At 38.2% G+C, this 21,277-nt stretch carries 21 protein-coding genes; 13 read left to right on the top strand and 8 right to left on the bottom strand.

Annotated features, from left to right (window positions below; genetic code table 11):
* The first annotated feature begins 79 nt into the window (after positions 1–79).
* The 4 genes from thiT (at position 80) to MKY27_RS15310 (ending at position 3,234) form a co-directional block, all read left to right on the top strand.
* Positions 80–646, top strand: a complete 567-nt coding sequence (thiT, locus tag MKY27_RS15325; protein WP_339196115.1) for an energy-coupled thiamine transporter ThiT — start codon at positions 80–82, stop codon at positions 644–646.
* A gap of 189 nt (positions 647–835) precedes the next feature.
* Entirely contained in the window at positions 836–1,588 is a 753-nt protein-coding gene (gene map, locus MKY27_RS15320; protein WP_339196114.1) for a type I methionyl aminopeptidase, read from the top strand.
* Between the two features lie 168 nt (positions 1,589–1,756).
* Positions 1,757–2,599 carry a polyphosphate kinase gene (locus MKY27_RS15315; protein ID WP_339196112.1) on the top strand — a complete coding sequence of 281 codons (843 nt, stop codon included), beginning with the start codon at positions 1,757–1,759 and terminating at the stop codon, positions 2,597–2,599.
* A 74-nt stretch (positions 2,600–2,673) separates the two neighbouring features.
* Positions 2,674–3,234 carry a GNAT family protein gene (locus MKY27_RS15310; protein WP_339173650.1) on the top strand — a complete coding sequence of 187 codons (561 nt, stop codon included), beginning with the start codon at positions 2,674–2,676 and terminating at the stop codon, positions 3,232–3,234.
* Between the two features lie 57 nt (positions 3,235–3,291).
* Here the strand turns inward: MKY27_RS15310 and MKY27_RS15305 are convergent, their stop codons facing one another.
* The 3 genes from MKY27_RS15305 to MKY27_RS15295 form a co-directional block, all read right to left on the bottom strand.
* Positions 3,292–3,861 carry a carbonic anhydrase gene (locus tag MKY27_RS15305; protein ID WP_251690696.1) on the bottom strand — a complete coding sequence of 190 codons (570 nt, stop codon included), beginning with the start codon at positions 3,859–3,861 and terminating at the stop codon, positions 3,292–3,294.
* 162 nt (positions 3,862–4,023) lie between these two features.
* Positions 4,024–4,224 (bottom strand): hypothetical protein, encoded by a 201-nt coding sequence (locus MKY27_RS15300; RefSeq protein ID WP_339173645.1) that lies wholly within the window; start codon positions 4,222–4,224, stop codon positions 4,024–4,026.
* A 160-nt stretch (positions 4,225–4,384) separates the two neighbouring features.
* Positions 4,385–5,620, bottom strand: a complete 1,236-nt coding sequence (locus tag MKY27_RS15295) for an aminopeptidase (RefSeq protein ID WP_339196111.1) — start codon at positions 5,618–5,620, stop codon at positions 4,385–4,387.
* Positions 5,621–5,812: 192 nt separating this feature from the next.
* Between MKY27_RS15295 and motA the strand changes: the two genes are divergently transcribed.
* From motA to MKY27_RS15275, 4 genes are all read left to right on the top strand, one after another.
* The gene (gene motA / locus MKY27_RS15290; RefSeq protein ID WP_339196109.1) at positions 5,813–6,613 is read left to right on the top strand and encodes a flagellar motor stator protein MotA; all 801 of its coding nucleotides are present in this window, start codon (positions 5,813–5,815) and stop codon (positions 6,611–6,613) included.
* Positions 6,597–7,352, top strand: a complete 756-nt coding sequence (gene motB, locus MKY27_RS15285; RefSeq protein ID WP_339196108.1) for a flagellar motor protein MotB — start codon at positions 6,597–6,599, stop codon at positions 7,350–7,352. The genes motA and motB overlap by 17 nt, the downstream gene beginning before the upstream one ends.
* A gap of 173 nt (positions 7,353–7,525) precedes the next feature.
* On the top strand, positions 7,526–8,614 hold the full coding sequence (locus MKY27_RS15280) for a carbohydrate kinase (RefSeq protein ID WP_339196106.1): 1,089 nt from the start codon (positions 7,526–7,528) through the stop codon (positions 8,612–8,614).
* Complete coding sequence (locus MKY27_RS15275) at positions 8,614–9,522, top strand: pseudouridine-5'-phosphate glycosidase (protein ID WP_079523642.1); 909 nt, start codon at positions 8,614–8,616, stop codon at positions 9,520–9,522. The genes MKY27_RS15280 and MKY27_RS15275 overlap by 1 nt, the downstream gene beginning before the upstream one ends.
* An 86-nt stretch (positions 9,523–9,608) precedes the next feature.
* On the opposite strand, the gene MKY27_RS15270 is transcribed toward MKY27_RS15275, so the two are convergent.
* Complete coding sequence (locus MKY27_RS15270) at positions 9,609–9,830, bottom strand: DUF1128 domain-containing protein (RefSeq protein WP_339173631.1); 222 nt, start codon at positions 9,828–9,830, stop codon at positions 9,609–9,611.
* 184 nt (positions 9,831–10,014) lie between these two features.
* Between MKY27_RS15270 and MKY27_RS15265 the strand changes: the two genes are divergently transcribed.
* Together MKY27_RS15265 and MKY27_RS15260 are read left to right on the top strand one after the other, a co-directional pair.
* A complete protein-coding gene (locus tag MKY27_RS15265) occupies positions 10,015–10,344 on the top strand; it encodes a YtxH domain-containing protein (RefSeq protein WP_339173629.1) in 330 nt (109 codons plus the stop codon).
* A 54-nt stretch (positions 10,345–10,398) separates the two neighbouring features.
* Positions 10,399–11,334, top strand: coding sequence for a YihY/virulence factor BrkB family protein (locus MKY27_RS15260; protein ID WP_339173626.1), 936 nt, complete (start codon positions 10,399–10,401; stop codon positions 11,332–11,334).
* 102 nt (positions 11,335–11,436) lie between these two features.
* On the opposite strand, the gene MKY27_RS15255 is transcribed toward MKY27_RS15260, so the two are convergent.
* Positions 11,437–12,528, bottom strand: coding sequence for a sugar diacid recognition domain-containing protein (locus MKY27_RS15255; protein ID WP_339196103.1), 1,092 nt, complete (start codon positions 12,526–12,528; stop codon positions 11,437–11,439).
* Positions 12,529–12,645: 117 nt separating this feature from the next.
* Between MKY27_RS15255 and MKY27_RS15250 the strand changes: the two genes are divergently transcribed.
* Both MKY27_RS15250 and MKY27_RS15245 read left to right on the top strand, forming a co-directional pair.
* Positions 12,646–13,764 (top strand): glycerate kinase, encoded by a 1,119-nt coding sequence (locus tag MKY27_RS15250; RefSeq protein ID WP_339196102.1) that lies wholly within the window; start codon positions 12,646–12,648, stop codon positions 13,762–13,764.
* Between the two features lie 15 nt (positions 13,765–13,779).
* On the top strand, positions 13,780–15,126 hold the full coding sequence (locus MKY27_RS15245) for a GntP family permease (protein WP_339173620.1): 1,347 nt from the start codon (positions 13,780–13,782) through the stop codon (positions 15,124–15,126).
* Positions 15,127–15,180: 54 nt separating this feature from the next.
* Here the strand turns inward: MKY27_RS15245 and MKY27_RS15240 are convergent, their stop codons facing one another.
* Positions 15,181–17,085: a heavy metal translocating P-type ATPase gene (locus tag MKY27_RS15240; protein WP_339196100.1), complete on the bottom strand. Its 1,905-nt coding sequence runs from the start codon at positions 17,083–17,085 to the stop codon at positions 15,181–15,183.
* Between the two features lie 215 nt (positions 17,086–17,300).
* On the opposite strand from MKY27_RS15240, the gene MKY27_RS15235 reads away from it, so the two are divergent.
* Positions 17,301–18,680, top strand: a complete 1,380-nt coding sequence (locus MKY27_RS15235; RefSeq protein WP_339196099.1) for an L-cystine transporter — start codon at positions 17,301–17,303, stop codon at positions 18,678–18,680.
* Positions 18,681–19,083: 403 nt separating this feature from the next.
* On the opposite strand, the gene MKY27_RS15230 is transcribed toward MKY27_RS15235, so the two are convergent.
* Positions 19,084–20,622: a fumarate hydratase gene (locus MKY27_RS15230; RefSeq protein ID WP_339196097.1), complete on the bottom strand. Its 1,539-nt coding sequence runs from the start codon at positions 20,620–20,622 to the stop codon at positions 19,084–19,086.
* 257 nt (positions 20,623–20,879) lie between these two features.
* A complete protein-coding gene (locus MKY27_RS15225) occupies positions 20,880–21,068 on the bottom strand; it encodes an SE1561 family protein (protein WP_339176658.1) in 189 nt (62 codons plus the stop codon).
* Positions 21,069–21,277: the final 209 nt, after the last annotated feature.

Here is a 21,277-nt window from a genome sequence, read left to right as displayed (position 1 = left end):
TTGTCCTGATTATCGTTTTTTTACTTTTTCTATCCCTCTTCACTTTTGTTACATCGGATAAAAAGAAAGGGGAATTGTTATGGACAGAAAGAAATTATTAATGATGGTGGAAATTGCAATATTTGCTGCCATCGGACTTGTATTGGATCAAGTATCCTTTAAGATGTGGGCACAAGGCGGATCGATCAGTTTTGTTATGGTACCGATTATGTTAATGGCCATTCGTTGGGGATTAACGGCAGGACTGACAACTGGCTTGCTGATCGGTGTCATGCAAATGATGTTCGGTGCGTACATTGTCCACTGGTTACAGGCAATATTAGATTACGGGCTTGCGTTTACAGTAGTAGGGTTAGCGGCAATTGTAAGAAAGCCGTTATTAGAGGCTACACAATCGCTCAATAAAGTAAAAATGGCACTTTATATTGTCATTGGAGCACTTGTTGGCGGAGCTTTAAGATTTGTTTCGCACTTGCTCGCAGGTGTCGTGTTCTTTAAAGAATATGCAGGCGATGATAATGTATGGGCCTACTCAATTATTTACAACAGTACTTATATGGTACCTGCTACTATACTTACGGCAATCATCGCAGTTATTTTATTCACATCTGCCCCTCGTTTGCTGCAAAAAGTAAAAACAACATAATATATAGAAAATACAAGGCTTGCAGCAAGGGATACTTCGCCCGCTGCAAGCTTTTTCTCCATTTAATAGTAGAAAGTCGTACTAAATTAGTAATAAAACGGCAAATTTTAAAATCCTTGAACAATTACAACCGATTTTAAGTATGCTATAGTTAAGGATAGACATTGTTTAAGAGGAAGGAAGTTACACATGATTGTTACTACTCAAGAAGAAATCCAGGCGTTTAAAAAAATCGGACGCGTTTGTGCTGAAATTCGTGAGGCGATGAAAGCTGCGACAGTACCTGGCGTGACAACGAAAGAATTAGATGAGATTGCAGGCCGTATGTTTGCAGAAGCAGGCGCGGTTTCCGGTCCTAAAGGCGAATACGATTTTCCGGGATATACATGCATTTCAGTAAATCACGAAGTTGCACATGGTATTCCAGGGAACAAGGTCATTAAAGAAGGCGATATTGTAAACATAGATGTTTCGGGCTCTTTAAACGGTTATTTTGCAGATACAGGTATTTCATTTGTCGTTGGTGAAGGTTATGAAGATAAAGAAAAACTTTGTACTGTAGCAAAATCGGCATTTGATCGTGCGATGACAAAGGTTAAAGCAGGTTCGAAATTAAATCAAATCGGTAAAGCGGTAGAGCGTGAAGCACGTGATCACGGTTTAACAGTAATTATGAACTTAACAGGTCATGGTTTAGGGAAATCATTACACGAAGAGCCAAACCATGTATTGAATTATTACGATGCTTGGGATACAACAATCATGAAAGAAGGTATGGTGTTGGCAGTAGAGCCGTTTATTTCGGCGAAGGCTGAGCATATCGTAGAATCAGGTGACGGCTGGACATTCATTACACCGGACAAATCATTAGTTGCCCAAATTGAACACTCGATTATTGTAACAAAAGATAAACCAATCATTTTAACAACTTTGGAAGACTAAGTTATAAACGTGGGAGCACTCAGTGCACCCGCGTTTTTTGTTCTATAAAAACTAGGTATAAACATAAAATAATCAAATGATTCAAATAAATGACTGCAACAATTACCAATTCCATATACTTTCAAGTAAAATATACATAAATAAATGGAGTAGGGGAGGCAGCGCTATTTGAAAAAGCTAAGAGATGTGGATTTATCGCAAAAATTGGAGAAGGAAATCTATAAGAAACATTTGAAAGCTTTACAATACGAAATGCTAAACGCCCAGCAATTTTTATTCAACAATAAAATCGGCCTAATTATTGCATTTGAAGGAATGGATGCAGCAGGCAAAGGGGGAGCGATCAAGCGCCTGACAGAACGTATCGATCCGCGCGGGTTATTGGTATGGCCGATCTCCGCCCCACAGCCTCATGAGATGCGGTATCATTATATGCAACGTTTCTGGAGGAAGTTGCCGCAGCATGGACAAATCGCAATTTTCGACCGTTCGTGGTATGGGCGGGTCCTTGTAGAGCGTATCGAAGGCTTTGCGGAAGAAGCGGAATGGAAACGGGCTTATGAAGAAATCAATAGCTTCGAGAAGCAATTGACAGATGAAGATTATATAATGATTAAATTTTGGATCCATATCGATTCGGATGAACAGCTTAAACGATTTAATGAAAGAGCAGCCGATCCATATAAGTCGTGGAAATTAACAGATGAAGATTGGCGGAACCGTGAGAAATTTGATTTATACTGTGAGGCAGCCGATGAAATGTTTGAGAAAACCGATTCGGAAAATGCGCCTTGGCACTTAATACCAGGGAACAATAAAAACTACGCGCGTGTTCAAGTACTAAAAGAAACAGTTGCCCATATCGAAAAAGAAATTACAAAACGGGGCATGAAACTTACAAACATTTTCGAAAAGGGTAATAAAAAAACAACAGACAAAGAAAAAACGGAATCTATAGATATAAAGCCAAAGCCTGTAAAATCCAAAAAGAAGAAGTTGAAAAAACAGTAGGCAAGCTTTTGAAATGAAATGAAGGTGGTTCAATGAAAAGCTTATTCAAGCTATTTCACAAGAAGGAGGGTCCAATGGTTCGACTAATTGGGCAACAATGTTCGCTTCGCACATTTACCCCGTCCGATGCGAAAGGGTTGGCAAAATTATTAAGAGACAATAAATTGTATTGGTCCGAATTTGAGCCATTACATCGTGATGAATTTTACACTGAACAAGTACAGTATAATAAAATTTTAGAAAGCATTCATTTGCTGCAGTCAAACCGGGAGTTTTCCTTCGGCATTTTTTATAATGCGACTGGTCAGTTAATCGGACACATTTCACTTTATTCAATTAAACGTTTACCGTACTCGAGCGGTTTTATCGGCTATTCGATGGATGAGAATTTCACAGGCAGGGGGATTGTCACTGAGGCGGTACGTATAGTGATGGATTTCGCTTTTAACACATTGAATCTTCACAGAATAGAGGCCTATGTTGCACCACCAAATTCAGCTTCCATTCGTGTATTGGAAAAGTCCGGATTTACAAGAGAAGGGTTATTGCGGGAGCTGTTATATATAAACGGAAAATGGGTCGACCATTATATGTACGCTATTTTGCAGCGGGAATACAGAGGAACTATATCATAAAAAAGCGGGAGTACTCATTCATTCGGATGATGAGGGCTCCCGCTTATTGTTTATTATTTATTTTTGATCGACTGTGCCGTCAGTAACTAAATCCAGCTTTCCTGTTGCAGGGTCGATAATAAGACCATGTACCGGAACACCTTTTGGCATTAATGGATGTGTTCTGACTAAGTCAACACTTTTTAGTACACTTGTTTCAACATCCCCAAAACCGCATAACCATTCTTTTAAATCAAAACGAGCGTAATTGATAACATCGATCGTTTCCTGTTTAACCCCGCGTTCAAGCATATGACCAATCATGACATTCGGATCAACTGCACTCATCCCGCAGTCATAGTGGCCGATAATGTAAACTTCATCCGCCTGTAACTCATAAACTGCTACAAGTAAACTACGCATAATCCCGCCGAATGGGTGATTTACGATAGCACCTGCACTTTTTACAACTTTGACATCCCCGTTGCGCAAGTTCATTGCTTTAGGCAGTAATTCAACTAAACGCGTATCCATACATGTTAAAACAACAATTTTTTTATCAGGATATTTTGTTGTAGCGTACTGCTCGTATTGTTTTTCATCTACGAATTTTCCGTTAAACTCTAAAATTGTTTGTAATGCAGACATTTGTTCTTCAAACCCCTTTCGATTCTTTTATATTTTAAAATATTTTTTAGATAATTCAAATAAATGCGCACTATTAAGGCTAAATTTCTACTAAAAAGAGAGAAGTATCGCAAAAATCCGCTATCAAAAAAACAACCACTCAATCGAGTGGTTGTAAAAATATTAATGATGATGGTGACCATCCAATGATTTTTCGTTTGGCGCAAATGTGTTTGCCTTTGAATCTACTATAACAGAGTCGTGTGATTGTAAACCAATACGTAAGTACATAATAAACATAAATAAGAATACAAGAAGTATTACCGTAAATCCTAACACTATCGTATAGAAGTCAGATAAGAACGGATAATGGTGATCGAACATTATAAAAACTCCTCTCTATTTTAGTGATAACAATCATTAACCAATTATAACCTAATAAATTGGAACATTGTAGGGGAATTTAGTTAGTTAATGTAGAAAAAATTGTAAATATGACAACATCTTGAAAATTAATTATTTGGCAATAATACTGAAACAGCTGTTAAAATGCCCAGTTTCCATTACGGAAAACTGGTTCAGCTTGTCCGTCTGCTGTAATTCCATCAATATTCATCTGTTCAGAACCGATCATGAAGTCAACATGTGTAATGCTTTCGTTTAGACCGTTAGCTTTTAACTCGTCACGTGACATTGTCTTTCCGCCTTCAATACAAAATGCATAGGCACTGCCGATTGCCAAGTGGTTTGATGCGTTTTCATCGAATAATGTATTGTAGAATAAAATATTCGACTGTGAAATTGGAGAATGGAATGGAACAAGCGCCACTTCTCCTAAATAATGCGAGCCTTCATCTGTAGCAACAAGATTTTTTAACACTTCTTCACCTTGCTCGGCCTCAACTTTAACAATGCGCCCGTTTTCAAATGTTAGCTTGAAGTTGTCGATAATATTACCGCCATAGCTTAATGGCTTTGTACTAGACACATACCCGTTTACACCATCTTTATGCGGTACTGTGAAAACTTCTTCAGTCGGCATATTTGCCATGAACTCATCGCCTTTTTCATTGACACTGCCTGCACCACACCATAAATGACCTTTAGGCAGTTCGATCGTCAAGTCCGTCCCGGGAGCTGTATAGTGTAATTTCGCATAGTTTTTATTGTTTAAGTAATCAACCTTTTCATGCAGGTTATCATTATGCTGTGCCCAAGCTTCAACCGGGTTGTCCAGATCCGCACGTGTCGCTTTAAAGATGGCATCCCATAATGCATCTGCTTGCTTTTCTTCCGGTAACTCAGGGAATACTTTGCTAGCCCATTGTTTTGATGGAGCAGCGATTACCGTCCAGCTGATTTTGTCTGACTGAACATATTGACGGTACTTGTTTAATGCAGTACCAGAAGCTTTCTGGAATGCTGCAATTCGTTTTGAATCGATCCCTGACAGCAAATCAGGACTTTGAGATACGATGCTCATAAATGCCGCACCTTGTTCAGCAAGCCATTCACGTTCCTGCACTTTCCAAGGAGGGAAGAAATCGAAAGAATCTTCCGGTGCCAACTCATATCGAGCACGTGTAATTTGATCATCTGTATAATCTACAAATACTTGTTTTGCTCCAACTTCATAAGCGATTTTTGTCACTGCCTGTACAAAAGGTGCCGATTCGATGGAAGCCGCAATATACAAATATTGATTCGGCTGAATATTGACACCGATTTTTACTGCCAGTTCTGCGTATTTCGTTAAATTTACTTCAAACATAGAATTCATTGATTCATTCCTCCAATAATTATCTTAAAAATTAGTTAATTCCCAACACAATAATAGTCATATTCCAGCTTAGAAAAGAACAATAATGTGTCAAAAACAAAAAAATCTTCTTACAACTAGTGTAAAGGAAGTTAATAAAAATTTAAATATACCGAAATAAAGAAAAGACATCGTAATTTGGAGGTACTACATATGGATATATCATCAGTTGTTGGGATTATCATCGCCTTTATCGCCCTGTTAGTAGGGATGTTCTTAAAGGGCGTTACACCGGAAGTGTTAATAAACCCTGCTGCGATTTTAATTATTATTTTCGGTACGATTGCTGCAGTAACAATCGCTTTCCCGATGAAGGAACTAAAAAGAGTTCCAAAGCTGTTCAAAATCTTATTTTCTGAAACAAAACTCGCAAGTGATATCGACTTGATCAAAATGTTTTCGCAATGGGCTGACTTAGCTCGTCGTGAAGGACTATTGGCGTTAGAAAGCAAAGCTGCTGAAATTGAAGATCCGTTTTTAAAAAATGGTCTGACATTAGCGATCGATGGTCAAAACGCTGACTATATTCGCGATGTGTTAACAGAGGAAGTTGAAGCGCTTGAAGATCGCCATGCAAGTGGAGCAGGTATTTTCTCGCAAGCAGGTACATATGCACCGACACTTGGGGTACTGGGTGCTGTAGTCGGTCTTATTGCCGCATTAAAAGATATGTCTGATATTGATAATTTAGGTACGGCTATATCAGCTGCTTTTGTTGCAACATTATTAGGGATTTTCACAGGTTATGTTTTATGGCATCCATTTGCCAACAAGCTAAAACGTAAGTCTGCTGTAGAAGTGAAGCAAAAGATGATGATGATTGAAGGAATTTTATCCGTACTTGAAGGTGAAGCACCTCGTGTAATCGAGCAGAAACTGGCTTCATATTTAACGATGGAAGAACGTAAGCAAATTACCGAAAGCGGGGCGGGTGGCCTTGGCAAAGAAGCGTAAAAGACATAAAAAGCATGAGGAGCATATTGACGAGTCCTGGTTAGTACCTTATGCAGATATTTTAACTCTGTTATTAGCATTATTTATCGTACTATTTGCATCAAGCTCAGTGGATGAGCAGAAATTAGAGCAAATGTCAGCAGTATTTAATAATATTTTTACTGGTGGTACAGGAGTAATGGATAACCCAGCTATTATTCAATCACCGGATAGTACGCCACCAACAGGAATATCCAAATATATGGAGGATCAGGAACGCCTCCATGAAACGCAAAACCGTGTGGACGAGTTTATTGCGATTAATGAGCTCGAAGATCAGTTTGAAACGAAAATGACAGATGAAGGATTATTGATTACAATCCGGGACAGTATTTTATTTGATATGGGGCGAGCGGATGTAAAGGCGGAATACAATTCCATTGCCGATGAGCTTGCTCAATTATTAATGTTTGATCCACCGCGTAATATTGTTATTACAGGTCATACAGATAATGTACCGATTAAGACACCGGAATTTGATTCTAACTGGGATCTGTCGGTTATGCGTGCGGTAAACTTCATGAAGGAAATTGTTTCGGGCAATGAAAGACTGGATTCCAAATACTTCAGTGTTAAAGGCTTTGGAGAATTCCAGCCGATTGCTACAAATGATACAGCAGAAGGCAGAGCTAAAAACCGTCGTGTTGAAGTGCTCGTACAGCCGCGTATAGCAGAAAATGGCGATATAATCGTTGAATAATGAGAAAGCTGTTTGGAAGGGTAAACCTTCTGAACAGCTTTTTTTGTTGATTCATAACTCATAATAGAAGAAAGTACTTCCATACTACTTGGAAGGAAAAATTAATGTTAATTTGACATTTTTTGAACAAAAGTTTATAATTAGAAACAAATGTTTGATTCGAGGTGATAAAGTTGAATGAAAAGGAAAAATTAATTTTTCAATTAATAAAAAGAAATCCCTACTTATCACAACAGGAAATGGCAGAACAACTTGGTATGTCCAGGCCGGCGCTTGCCAACATGATTTCATCGCTCATAAAACGTGGAGAAATTTTAGGACGTGCCTATGTTTTGCCGGAAAAAAATCAAATCATTGCAATTGGTGGTGCCAATATCGATCGTAAATTCACTATTGAGCAAAATGTCCAGCTGGGGACTTCCAATCCTGCTGCGGTTACAGAATCTGTAGGCGGTGTAGCCCGTAATATCGCAGAAAACTTAGGACGTTTAGGCAACCGTGTTTCCCTTATTACTGTAATGGGTGAAGATCATGATAGTGCATTTATTGAACAAAATTGTAAAAGTATGATGAATGTGGATTTAGTAGAGAAATTAAGCGATTATAATACAGGTTCCTATACAGCAGTACTTGATAATACGGGCGAACTTGTAATATCAATGGCAAATATGGAGATTTATGATCAGCTGTTGCCGAGTATTTTAAAGAAGCACGAAGCAATATTACAAAATGCCAGCTGTATTGTCATTGATTTAAACAGTCCACTGGAGACAGTAGAATATATTAGGAAATTTGCAATAGAGCGTAATATCGCATTGGCGGTTATCCCTGTTTCTTCACCTAAAATGAAGCATATGCCGCAAGATCTGAACGGTATACGCTACTTTATTTGCAACCGTGATGAAGGGGAAAGCTATTTAAATGTGAAGCTGGATACATTCAGCCATTATGACAAGGCTGTTAATATGTTGATGCAAAAAGGAGCGGAACATGTTGTTCTCACTTTAGGCGAGCACGGAGTTATGGTAGGTAATGAAGGCAAGGTAGTACATTACAAGGCCATTGCAACGAGAAATATAGTAGATGTTACCGGTGCCGGGGACGCATTTGTCAGTGCATTTTTACACGGTGTATTAAACGATGAGGTGCTTGAAGAGGCAATCCAGCTCGGGTTGATAAATGCATCGAAAACTTTACAATCAGATAAAACAGTTCGTGAAGATTTAACAAAAGATAACTTACTTGAATGGAGGAATTTATAATGGAACAATATTTATCATATTCACAAGAGGTATTAGAAGCTAAAGAGAAAGGCTTACCGATCGTCGCATTGGAATCAACAATTATTTCACACGGTATGCCGTATCCACAAAATGTACAAACAGCTCGCGAAGTGGAACAAATCATTCGTGATGGCGGTGCAGTGCCGGCAACAATCGCATTAATCGATGGAAAAATTAAAATCGGTTTATCTGATGAAGAATTAGAAATGTTCGGTAATGCTCAAGGTGTAGCAAAAACAAGCCGTCGTGATATCGGCTATTTACTTGCAACAAAAAAAATCGGTGCAACGACTGTAGCAGCAACAATGATCTGTGCTGAACTTGCTGGCATTGAATTATTCGTAACAGGCGGTATTGGTGGAGTTCACCGCGGTGCTGAAACAACAATGGATATTTCTGCAGACTTGGAAGAGCTGGCAATGACAAATGTTGCTGTAGTATGTGCAGGTGCAAAATCAATTTTAGATATCGGCTTAACATTGGAATACCTTGAAACAAAAGGTGTACCGGTAATCGGTTACGGAACAGATAAATTGCCTGCATTCTACGCACGTGAAAGTGAATTCGATGTAAATATCCGTGTTGATTCTGCAGAAGAAACTGCCGCAATTTTACGCGCAAAATGGGATTTAGGTCTACGTGGCGGTGCATTGATCGCTAACCCAATTCCAGTAGAAGATGCTATGGAATCAAGTGTAATCGACGGAATTATTGAAAATGCATTAAATGAAGCAAAAGAACAAGGTATTGCTGGTAAAAATGTAACGCCATTCCTACTAGGTAAAGTGAAAGAACTGACAGAAGGCAAATCACTTGATGCAAATATTGCCCTTGTAAAACATAATGCCCGAGTAGGCGCAAAAATTGCTGTCGAATTAAATAAATAATTATTATTTCCTGGGGAATAAGAAATGAAAAAAAGAAGCTTGTCGAATTAATCGATAAGCTTCTTTTTCACATTATACAGCTGAGGTTATTTACGAAGGGCGCCTAGTTCTGCTACGATGGCATTCATTTCACTTGGGCTGAATGAATCGCGTTTCATAACCATTTCATATAAATATTGTAGATCTTCGTATTTTTCTTCATCAAATGAAGAAGACTGCATAGCATCAACATTTACCATACGAAGTTTTTCTTTAATCTGCTCAATCATATAGACGACATTTTGCTGCGACGGATTTGATAAGTCCATAATTTGTGTGCCCTACCTTTCAATGTTTACAAAAATATCATTTCATGCAACCATCATATTGTCAACAGGTTAAAGTTTACTGAATACTTTTAATAATATCGAACATTCGTTAAAATACAAATAGAGAAGTTTTATGAAAAATTATTAGGGGAATACGAAAGCATATATAGGAGGAGAAAAATTAATGAAAAGTAAACTATTACCTTTTATAGCGATTGGAGCTGTAACTGGAGCAGCAATTAGTATGTTGGATAAACAAACTAGAGAGCATACTGTTGAAACAGCCAAAAAAGCGAAGGATACAGTAGCGTATTATTCCGAAAACCGCGATGAATTAATGGCATTGGTAGAAACAAAAATGGAACAAGCGCAATCATTGTATGGAACAGTAAATAATGGTGTCCAAACAATTATGCAAAATCAAAATGATATTAAAGAGTTACCAGCTACAATTCAAAGTATGGTTTCTGAAACGATTCAGGCTTTCTCGAAAAAGGATGATCAAATCGGGTAACCGGATGTCCATGATATCCACTGAATCAACATAATGTGAACAGGTGGTGGCAGCATGGAAGAAAAAGAAGAACTAAAAGAAAAGATCTCACTAGTTAAATCATATGTTTCGCCCGAGCGCAGCCAAATAAATGTATTGACGACAAAAGGGTTCATCCAGGATTTAATTTATCGAATTAAGAATGTGGACATGTCAGGCATGGGGGCACAGCTGGCCTATTTTTTCCTGTTATCATTTTTCCCGATGCTTATTTTTATGGTAACGCTTTTACCGTATTTAAATTTGGAACAAGGGCAAATATTCGACTTTTTAAGTGATGTAATGCCTGACGAAGTATATGGACTGATTGAAACTACGCTAGCTGATGTTTTAAATAATCAAAACGGCGGACTGCTTTCAATCGGTATTATTGGTACGCTCTGGTCTGCCTCAAGAGGTGTTGATGCACTGATGAAAGCATTAAACCGTGCGTACGATGTTGAAGGCAGAGCAGGGTTTTTAAACCGTTTATGGTCACTTGTTTTTACAGTTGCATTAGTGGCAGTTATTTTAATCGCCCTGTTATTCCCGGTGTTTGGTCAGCAAATCGGTAATATCGTTTTCGGCTATTTTGGTGTAGAGGAATCATTCACAACCATTTGGACCTTTGTGCGCTGGATTATGCCGCCAACACTTATTTTCATCGTAATCTCAATCATGTATTGGATTGTTCCGAATACCGACCCGCGATTAACGATGTTTAGTGTTATTCCAGGAGCTGTATTTGCGACATTGGGCTGGCTTGTATTAACTTACGGATTCTCATTCTATATTAACAATTTCGGAAATTACAGCTCAACATACGGAAGTATCGGCGGGGTCATTATATTAATGCTTTGGCTCTATTTCACAGGAATGATTCTCATCCTTGGCGGATTACTAAACGCATCATTCCAAAAAAGACAGCTTGCAAAGGAAAGCAAAAAGCAAGCTAAATCACCTGTTTTTTAAGGTGTACCCGTGGAAAGCTTCCCTTGATGGAAATCAATTTTAACGCTCAGCAAAAAGCTATTTTTCTTTAGAGGAAAATAGCTTTTTTTATGTCCAAACTTTTTATTGATTTAGTCCTTCACGGTGCCATAGGGCGATTTGAAGTTTTAGTGCATCGTGAAACTCCGTAGGATTCAAATTCGTGTACTCTCTAATTTGAGATAGCCGGTAAGTTAATGTATGTCGGTGTATTTGCAGTTCATCGGCAGTTGCTGAAAAGGATTTATTATTATTAAAAAAACTTTGCAAAGTAATTAATAATTTATCATCCAGCCCATTTAATGTTTTTATACTGTAGTGCTGGGCAGCTTCCGGATTAAACAGCGTGAAAACTTCAACTTCCTTATGGTAAATTACTTTCGATCCGGTATTGTGATGTCTTAAAGCGAGTTGTGCTGTTCTATAGGAATGCGGTAAACGTTCGAGAGTATCTGCTTGTTCACCGACAGCAATTTTTATACTGAATTTGCTTTTAATATATGTATTAAAAGCTTCTACTAATTTAACGAGAGTAGGCTGATCCATTTCAGTCGTTAATATAAAATATTCGTCCAACTGAAAATGTCCAAATATGACGGGTTTGTTATAAAAGAAATCCTCGATATATTGAATAAGTGTCCGGTGGGAACCAGTCTTTTGCTCGGCCTTCAATAATATGATGCAATATGGAGCAATAAAAGGAATAGCCAGTTTTTTTATCCGTTCTTTTATAACACGATTAATGGATGTACCGCTAGTCAGTTCTTCAAAAATATGTACACTCATTTTCCGCTGCCACTCGCTTTTAGATTCGATAAGCGCCTGATGAACTAAAACTTCTGCTGTTAGCTGAACTAGTGAAGAAATATTTAGCAGCTCCTCATCGACCACACCGGTAATTCCAATAATACAAACGATTTCCTCCTGAAAGAAGATCGGCAAATTAATCCCATGTTTTGTTTGGGGGAATTCATGTAGATTGTCATCTGAAATTATGAGTGTTTTCTTCGTTTCCGCTACATACTTTGCACCTTCGTGAAACTTTTCCACCCGTTCCTTATCACCGGAAGCCAATATAATACCGTCAATGTTCATCACATTTACATTACGCTTTAATCGAAGCATTGTTTGCTCTACAATTTCGTTTGCCAGCCTTAACGTTAACAATTTATACACCTCGTACAAAAATAAAGTAATATTTATAAAAAAAATTATACAATAAGTATAAAGTAAATTCAGAATTTTATCACTATAATCTTTGTAAGCGCTTTATTCATGTAAAGGAGGAATCATATGAAGATTATTATAAGCCCGGATTCCTTTAAAGGAACATTGACTTCAGGAGAAGTTACAACAGTTATTAAGGAAGCGATTAAAAGGGTGGACAGTAACATTGAAACGATATGTTTACCGATTGCGGATGGCGGTGAAGGAACACTTGATGCATTAGTCAAAGCGACAAAAGGTAAGTATTTGACAGCAACTGTTCAAAATCCTTTAGGGAAACTGATTGAAGCTAAATATGGAGTACTCGGTGACGGAATAACTTGTGTAATAGAAATGGCTCAAGCTTCAGGCTTAACGCTTATCGATGAAAAAGAAAAAAATCCCCGTTTTGCGACAACCTATGGAACGGGTCAACTTATACAGCATGCAATGGAATCAGGATATCGTCACTTCATAATTGGCATCGGGGGTAGCGCTACAAATGATGGTGGCCAAGGAATGCTAAGGGCACTTGGTATGAAGTTCATTGGGAAAGATGGTAAGGAAATTTTAAACGATGTTTTTCAATTTAAGGAACTCGAGAAAATTGATCTGTCTAGTTTCGATACAAGAATTTCTGAAAGTACATTCATGATTGCCTGTGATGTAGATAATCCGTTAATCGGTTCAAATGGGGCTACTTCTGTATTCGGACCACAAAAAGGAGTAAAACCGAGTGATATTAATATATTTGATCAAAATCTAAAACATTATATTACGATAATCGAGTCACAGCAAAACGTAACAGTTCGGCATTGTGCAGGAGCTGGTGCGGCGGGAGGAATTGGATCAGCGTTTATGGCATTTTTTCCGCACCAATTTAAGCCTGGAGTAGATATTGTGCTGGAAGCAGTGCAGTTTTCAAATCATCTGGAATATGCGGATTACGTCATAACAGGTGAAGGGAAATCGGATGAACAGACACTTTCCGGAAAAGCTCCAATAGGGGTTGCTAAGCTGGCTCAAGAACAAGGTGTGCCTACTATTTTGCTTTCAGGAATGGTGGAAAATTCCCATATACTAAAAACCTATTTTCATCAGGTTGAAAGCATTGTGAGTGAAGAAATTTCAGTGGAGCAATCATTGAATAATCCAAGCTTCTATTTGAATCAAAAAGTTATGGATTTAATAAAAAGATTACTATAAAGGAGTGGGGAAGAAATGTTGTTTCTAATTATTCTGATTGGTGTGTTGTTCATTGTCTTTGCAACCGCAAAACTAAAGCTGCATCCTTTTCTTGCATTATTAATTAGTTCATTCTTTGTCGGTATTGCAGCAGGTATGCCTTTATTGACAGTTGTAGAGAGTATTAACACAGGTTTTGGAGGCTTGATGACGAGTATCGGTATCGTTATCGTAGCAGGTACGATTATCGGAGTTATATTAGAACGATCCGGTGCTGCATTTCGTATGGCCGAAGTCGTATTAAGGGTGATCGGACCGAAACGTCCGCAATTAGCGATGTCGATCATTGGCTATATTGTATCTATCCCGGTATTTTGCGATTCGGGTTATATTATTTTAACGAGCTTAAAGAAAGCACTCGCTAAACGTGCGGGCGTAACAATTGCTTCAATGGCAGTTGCTTTAGCTACTGGTTTATATGCAACACACGTGCTTGTACCGCCTACACCAGGCCCGATTGCGGCTGCAGGTAATATTGGTGCGACAGATTATTTAGGGACAATTATTTTAATGGGATTAATCGTTGCCATACCAGCAACAATTGTAGGTTATATTTGGGCAACGAAAGTAGCCTCAAAAATCCGGGTTGATGCAGATGATGAACCGGCATTAGATTATGAGGATATTATAAAATCGTTTGGTAAAATGCCTTCTACATTTAAATCATTCTTACCGATTGTGTTACCGATTGTGTTGATCGGTGCTGGTTCAATTGCTGCATTAGTTGGCGATCCGGAAGCAGGGGTTAATATGTTCTTCAGATTCCTCGGTTCACCTACAGTAGCACTTATACTAGGGGTATTTGCTGCATTTTTACTATTGCCTGAACTGAGTGAAGAAACATTATCAAACTGGATTGGTGAAGCATTAAAAGAAGCAGCACCAATTTTATTAATAACAGGTGCCGGTGGGGCATTTGGTACGGTTATAAAAAATACAGGTGTCGGTGATAAATTGCAGGAAATGGATTTAGGTGCATTGGCAACAGGTGCATTATTTTTATTAATTCCGTTTTTAATTGCCGCAGCGTTAAAGACAGCGCAAGGTTCTTCAACAGCAGCAATTGTTATTACATCTTCTTTAATTGCACCGATGCTACCGACTTTAGGAATCGAAGGGGCAGTACCGCTAGCTTTAGTTGTCATGGCGATCGGTGCAGGAGCAATGACAGTAAGCCATGTAAACGACAGTTTCTTCTGGGTCATTACACAATACAGCGGAATGAAAGTAACGGATGCCTATAAAGCACAAACGATGGCAACATTGCTGATGGGATTGACGACAATTATTGTAACAATGGCTTTATGGTTTGTATTGGTTTAATAGAAAAAGCAAAAAGGTGCATCCTGTGAATGGGATGCACCTTTTAATGTTGGATTAAACATTTTTACTCAGCATACGTAATCCATTTAAAATAACTAAAATCGTACTGCCTTCATGGCCGATAACGCCTATCGGAAGGCTGATCGCTTGGAAAAAGTTCGAAATGATCAGCAGTGCAATTACTGTTAATGAAAAAATAATGTTTTGTTTTACGATACGCTGCATTTTTCGAGAAAGCTTAACCGCATGGGCAATTTTAGATAAGTCATTTTTCATTAAAATGACATCCGCTGTTTCGAGTGCCACATCTGTACCGCCGCCCATTGCTATACCGATGGAGGCAGTTGCCAGAGCAGGGGCATCATTAATACCATCGCCAACCATTCCGACATGGCCGGAAGTTTTTTGATATTGTTTAATATGCTCGACTTTCGTTTCCGGCAAGCACTCCGCTACATAAGTGGAAACGCCTGCTTCTTTTGCGATCGCTTTTGCGGTTGTTTCATTGTCCCCAGTCAGCATCGCGACATTAATTCCAAGTTCTTGCAGTGCGGCTACCGCTTTTTTCGCCTCGTCCCGAACGACATCTTTTAGGGCGATCAGTGCTGCGATGCCCTGATGATCTTTCAGGAAGACAACTGTTTTACCTTCATTCGCTAATTGTTCGAGTGCTCCATCCGCAAATTGATTTGCCAAACCGGCTCCTACGAAATCAGGTTTCCCGATTATATAGGACTGTTCATTAAACTGCGCTTTCATCCCGTAACCCGGAATATCTTCAATAGTAATATTGTGCGGTGGGATAACATTCTGCTTTTTGGCAAATGCGTTGATTGCCTGTGCAAGGGGGTGGTTTGATTGTCCCTCGATGCCTGCAATTAAAGCCAACGTCTGTTGTGTGTCTAACTCATCACGTACGATAAAATCTGTCACAACAGGTGTTCCTTGTGTTAATGTACCGGTCTTATCGACAGCTAATACACGGATAGCACTTAAATGTTCTAAATGCACACCGCCTTTAACAAGAATCCCGTTTCTTGCCCCATTAGAAATTGCTGAAAGGGTAGCGGGCATAATAGAAGCAACTAACGCACAAGGAGATGCAACAACTAGCAGCACCATCGCGCGGTATAGAGTTGTCGTCCAGTCCCAGCCTAGTAAATAGTGCGGTAAAAACATCATCAGTGCTACGGCCAATAATACCGCCTTTACATAAACACTTTCAAAACGTTCAATAAACTGTTGTGAAGGTGATTTTTCACTATGTGCAGATTGAACAAGTGTAATGATTTTTTGGAATACCGTTTCGGTGCTAGGTTTCGTTACTTTTACAGTTAATACACTGTTTAAATTTACTGTCCCTGCAAAAACTTCATTCCCTACATTTTTTGTGATCGGCATTGATTCACCGGTAATCGCTGCCTCATCGACCGTTGAGACACCTTTGAAAATTTCGCCATCTGCCGGAATACGTTCGCCGGGCTTTACTAGAATATGGTCGTTCACCTTTAGGTCTTTTACAGAAACTTTAATCGGTTCAAATCCGCCTCGTACAAGCCATGCTTCTTCTGGCTGTAACTCCATTAATGAAGAAATTTCACGATTATTTTTATTCATTGCATATGTTTCAAGTGCACCACTTAAGGCAAAAATAAAGATTAATACGGCACCTTCCATCCAGTAACCGATAATGGCTGAACCAATGGCAGCGATAATCATTAAAATTTCGACATTTAAAGACTTATCTTCAATTGTATCTTCAATACCTTCTTTTGCTTTTGCATAGCCACCGATAAAAAATGCTGTTAAATAGGCTATTACGGCAGCTGTCGTCTGTTCTGTAGATTCCATTCGCCACGCGAGCAAAATGATAAAACCTGATACTAATGCAGCAATTAATTCTTTATGTTCTAAGATTTTCTCATTTAATGATAAGTTTTCTCGATTAGAATTATTCATAAATACCTCCTTGATAATGATTATTAATATTGATAAGGACTGATAATGAATTTCAATTAGTTTAGAATGATTTCTTATTTAGAATAATTATAATATAGGAAACTTATTTTGTAAATAACATACAATAGAGAATTAAAAAAAATAATGCCAACTTGACTTATAAGGATTATAGAGTAATATAGTGAAGTACATTTATTAAATAGGAGGAGTTTACTTTGGATTTATACGTATTGCTTAATATTGCTTTGCTATTAGTCGTAATTGCGTTTTTATACTTCCTTAAAACGAAGCATGTTAAGTTTTCAAATCGTGTTTTTGTCGCCTTAGGATTAGGTATTTTGCTTGGGGCCGTTTTACAAATTGCTTATGGGGCGGGAGCAGATGCCATTAATGAAACTGTTCCATGGTATAACATCGTCGGTACCGGCTATGTAAAATTACTTCAGATGATTGCGATGCCTTTAGTATTCATCTCAATATTAGCGGCATTTACAAAAGTTACATTTGGTAAAAACTTAGGGAAGTCAGCAGCAGTTATTTTATCGGTATTGATCGGTACGACTGCTGTTGCAGCTGGTTTAGGTATTACATCAACAGTTCTGTTTGATTTAGATGCATCTCAAATTATGCAAGGTGAGGCCGAAATAGCTCGTGGGGAGTCATTGGTTGAGCGTTCGGCGGAAGTGACACCTTTACCGGAACAGATCTTATCGATGTTTCCTGCGAATCCATTTGCAGATTTAACAGGATCACGTGCAACATCAACAATTGGGGTTGTAATTTTTGCGGCATTTTTAGGATTTAGTTATTTAACACTCCGTCGAAAAGAAGAAGAAACGGCGGCAAATGTTAAAAAAGGTGTCGATGCACTTTACGGTTTAATTATGGGTGTTGTCCGTATTATTTTACGTTTGACTCCATATGGTGTAGCTGCCATTATGGCACGTACAGTTGCAACAAGTGATTTTGGGGCGATAATGGATTTAGGTAAATTCATCCTTGCTTCATATGTGGCATTGATCGCTATGTTCATCCTGCATTTAATCATTGTTTCATTAACAGGTTTAAGCCCATTGACTTATGTGAAGAAAACAGCAGAAGTATTACTGTTTGCCTTTACTTCACGTTCAAGTGCAGGGGCATTACCGTTAAATATTCAAACACAGACTAAGCGTCTTGGTGTTCCAGATGGTATTGCCAACTTTGCTGCCTCATTTGGTCTTTCAATCGGGCAAAACGGTTGTGCGGGTGTATATCCGGCAATGTTGGCCGTAATGATTGCACCGACAGTTGGTATCGATCCGTTAACACCTGGCTTTATCGCAACATTGATTTTAATTGTGGCGATTAGTTCGTTTGGTGTAGCAGGTGTAGGTGGTGGTGCGACATTCGCAGCCATTATCGTATTATCTGCAATGGACTTACCGATTGCTTTAGCAGGTGTTTTAATTTCGGTAGAACCTTTGATCGACATGGGTCGTACAGCGCTTAATGTAAGCGGGTCAATGGTTTCGGGTGTCGTATCAAGCCGTGCAACAAAAGAGCTCGATACAACAATCTACAATGAATCAGCCGATAAACAATTAGTTCAATAATAGTTAAAAGCAGCACAGATCAATTTCTGTGCTGCTTTTTATAATCAAACAGTCGATCTCGCATAAAAAAACATGCGAAGAAAAATAGCCAAAGCATTACTGAAAGATAGATATATATAAATCCAAAAGTTACATAAGGAAAAATAATACTAACGTAAACCGTATATAAAAGAGCAACGAGTAAACTACGCCTATACTGATATTTTTTGCTCACGTGTATTTGAGCAGCTATAAATATTGCATTGATCAGTATCATAATATAGAACATAAAACACCACCTATACCTTATATAAAAAATAGTATAACATGCCAATAAAAAGAATAGTTAGAATAATATGTAATTTGAAACGAGATAAAAAAACGGCTTCAACCTTTAGCAGTTGAAGCCGTTTTTTCTTATCTATTAGAATACACGCTCTGCATGCATCGCTAGTTTATCTAAAGAAGATTTCTCAACATCAGCATGTAATGAGTTTCCATGAGAGTCCATCGTTACAACTGCTGTAAAGTCTTTTACTGTTAAATGCCACATTGCTTCTGGAATACCGAATTCCATTAAGTCTACGCCGTCAACTGATTTAATGCAGTCTGCATAGTACTGAGCAGCACCACCGATTGCGTTTAAGTAAACGCCACCGTGTTCTGATAAAGCTTTAAGTGTTTTTGGACCCATACCGCCTTTACCCATAACAGCGCGGATACCGAATTTTTTCATGATATCGCCTTGGTATGGCTCCTCACGAATTGAAGTTGTTGGACCGGCAGCTTTAACAACCCAGTTGCCTGCTTCGTCTTTAGCCATTACTGGACCGCAGTGGTAAATAATTTGACCATCTAAGTCTACTGGCGCTTCTACACCTTCACCGATTAAGTGGTGGTGGATTGCGTCGCGACCAGTGTACATACGGCCTGAAATTTTTACTACATCGCCAACTTTAAGTGAACGAATTTTATCTTCAGTAATTGGTGCAACTAATTCAACTACTTTGTTGTCTGAGTTGTCTTGTTTTTCTTCATCGCGGAAAGTGATTTTCTCACCTTCTTGGTAGTGCCAGTTAGTGATTTCACCAGTCGCTGGATCGATATCGATTGCCATACGACGGTAAGCCCAACAGTTGTACGCTACAGATACGAAGAATGAAGCCGGTAAACGGTCCATTACCCCGATTTTACATCCTAATAATGTCGCTTCACCGCCGAAGCCCATTGTACCAACACCGAATGTATTTGATTTTTCTACAATATACTTTTCTAGTTTTGCTAAGTCTTCGATTGGATTCACATCATCAACGTGACGGAACAATTGCTCTTTTGCAAGATCATAACCTGAAGAGCGGTCACCACCGATACCAACACCGATGAAACCAGCAGAACAGCCTTGCCCTTGTGCTTGCCATACAGAGTGTAAAATACATTTACGGATACCGTCTAAGTCACGACCGGCACGACCTAAACCTTCTAATTCTGTAGGTAAAGAATATTGGATATTTTTGTTTTCACAGCCGCCGCCTTTTAAAATAAGCTTCACTGTAATATAATCATTTTCCCATTGTTCAAACTTGATTACCGGAAGACCAGCACCAATGTTTGTTCCAGAGTTTTTACCAGTTAATGAATCAACTGAGTTTGGACGTAATTTTGCATCACCTGTAGCTGCAGCAATTGCAGTTTGGATTGCTTTTTTAATTTCGATTTGGTTTACGCCAACTGGAGTATATACTTTAAATGTTGGTAGACCTGTATCTTGACAAATTGGAGATACATTGTCTTCTGCCATTACAATATTTGTAGTGATTGTGTCTAAAGACATCGCTGCACGAGTACCAGCATTTTCTGCTTCTTTTGCAGCTTTAATAGCACGACGAACGTCTTTTGGTAAGTTAGTAGATGTTTCAGTTACTAAAGAATAAAGACTTTTTTCTAAAGTTTCTAAGTATGCCATCTTATTTTTCCCCCCAGAAAAATATGTGTATTTTAATTAATGAAAAGCTTGATATAAATGTAGAACAAAACTTCCATGTAAAAGTGAATGTGTTGTCCTTCTTAATAAACCATCTTACATTATAACTCTTTTAAAGTGGAAAAAAAAGAGCGCTTACATGAATGTTGTCAGATTGAAAGAAATAACAGCGAATAATAGCAGAATTGGTCAAAAAAACGAAAAAAGCAATACCTATTGTACAGGCATTGCTGAATTTTCTATTTTTCTTCGCGAGATTGGAATTGGTCCATTTTTTCTTCTAAATCATCCATCATTTGAATTAAGCGATCAATATCTTCAAGTTCCGTTGTTTCAGGATCGATTGCATCAAGCACTTCAAGGAAAATTTCCAGACGTTCTTTTAAATAGGTTACTTGTTGTTCTTTATTTGTAATTGGCTTCATAATGTATGATGCTCCTTTTGCATTGACTTATTAATATTATACTACGCTATTTTCTAAAAGTTAAACAACAACTTGTAGAATATATCGGACCATTCTATTAATCTAACTTTAAAAAATAGGAAATTGTATAGTACTTGTTAATTATTTTAACATTCTGTTAATTTTGAATATTTACATTATTGAAGTGTTATGATAAAGTAAATTCATACTTA

The sequence above is a fragment of the Solibacillus sp. FSL R5-0449 genome, from assembly GCF_037975215.1.
Classification (GTDB): domain Bacteria; phylum Bacillota; class Bacilli; order Bacillales_A; family Planococcaceae; genus Solibacillus.
Note: the sequence above shows the minus strand (reverse complement) of the source record. Positions and strands in the feature narration are given on the sequence as shown.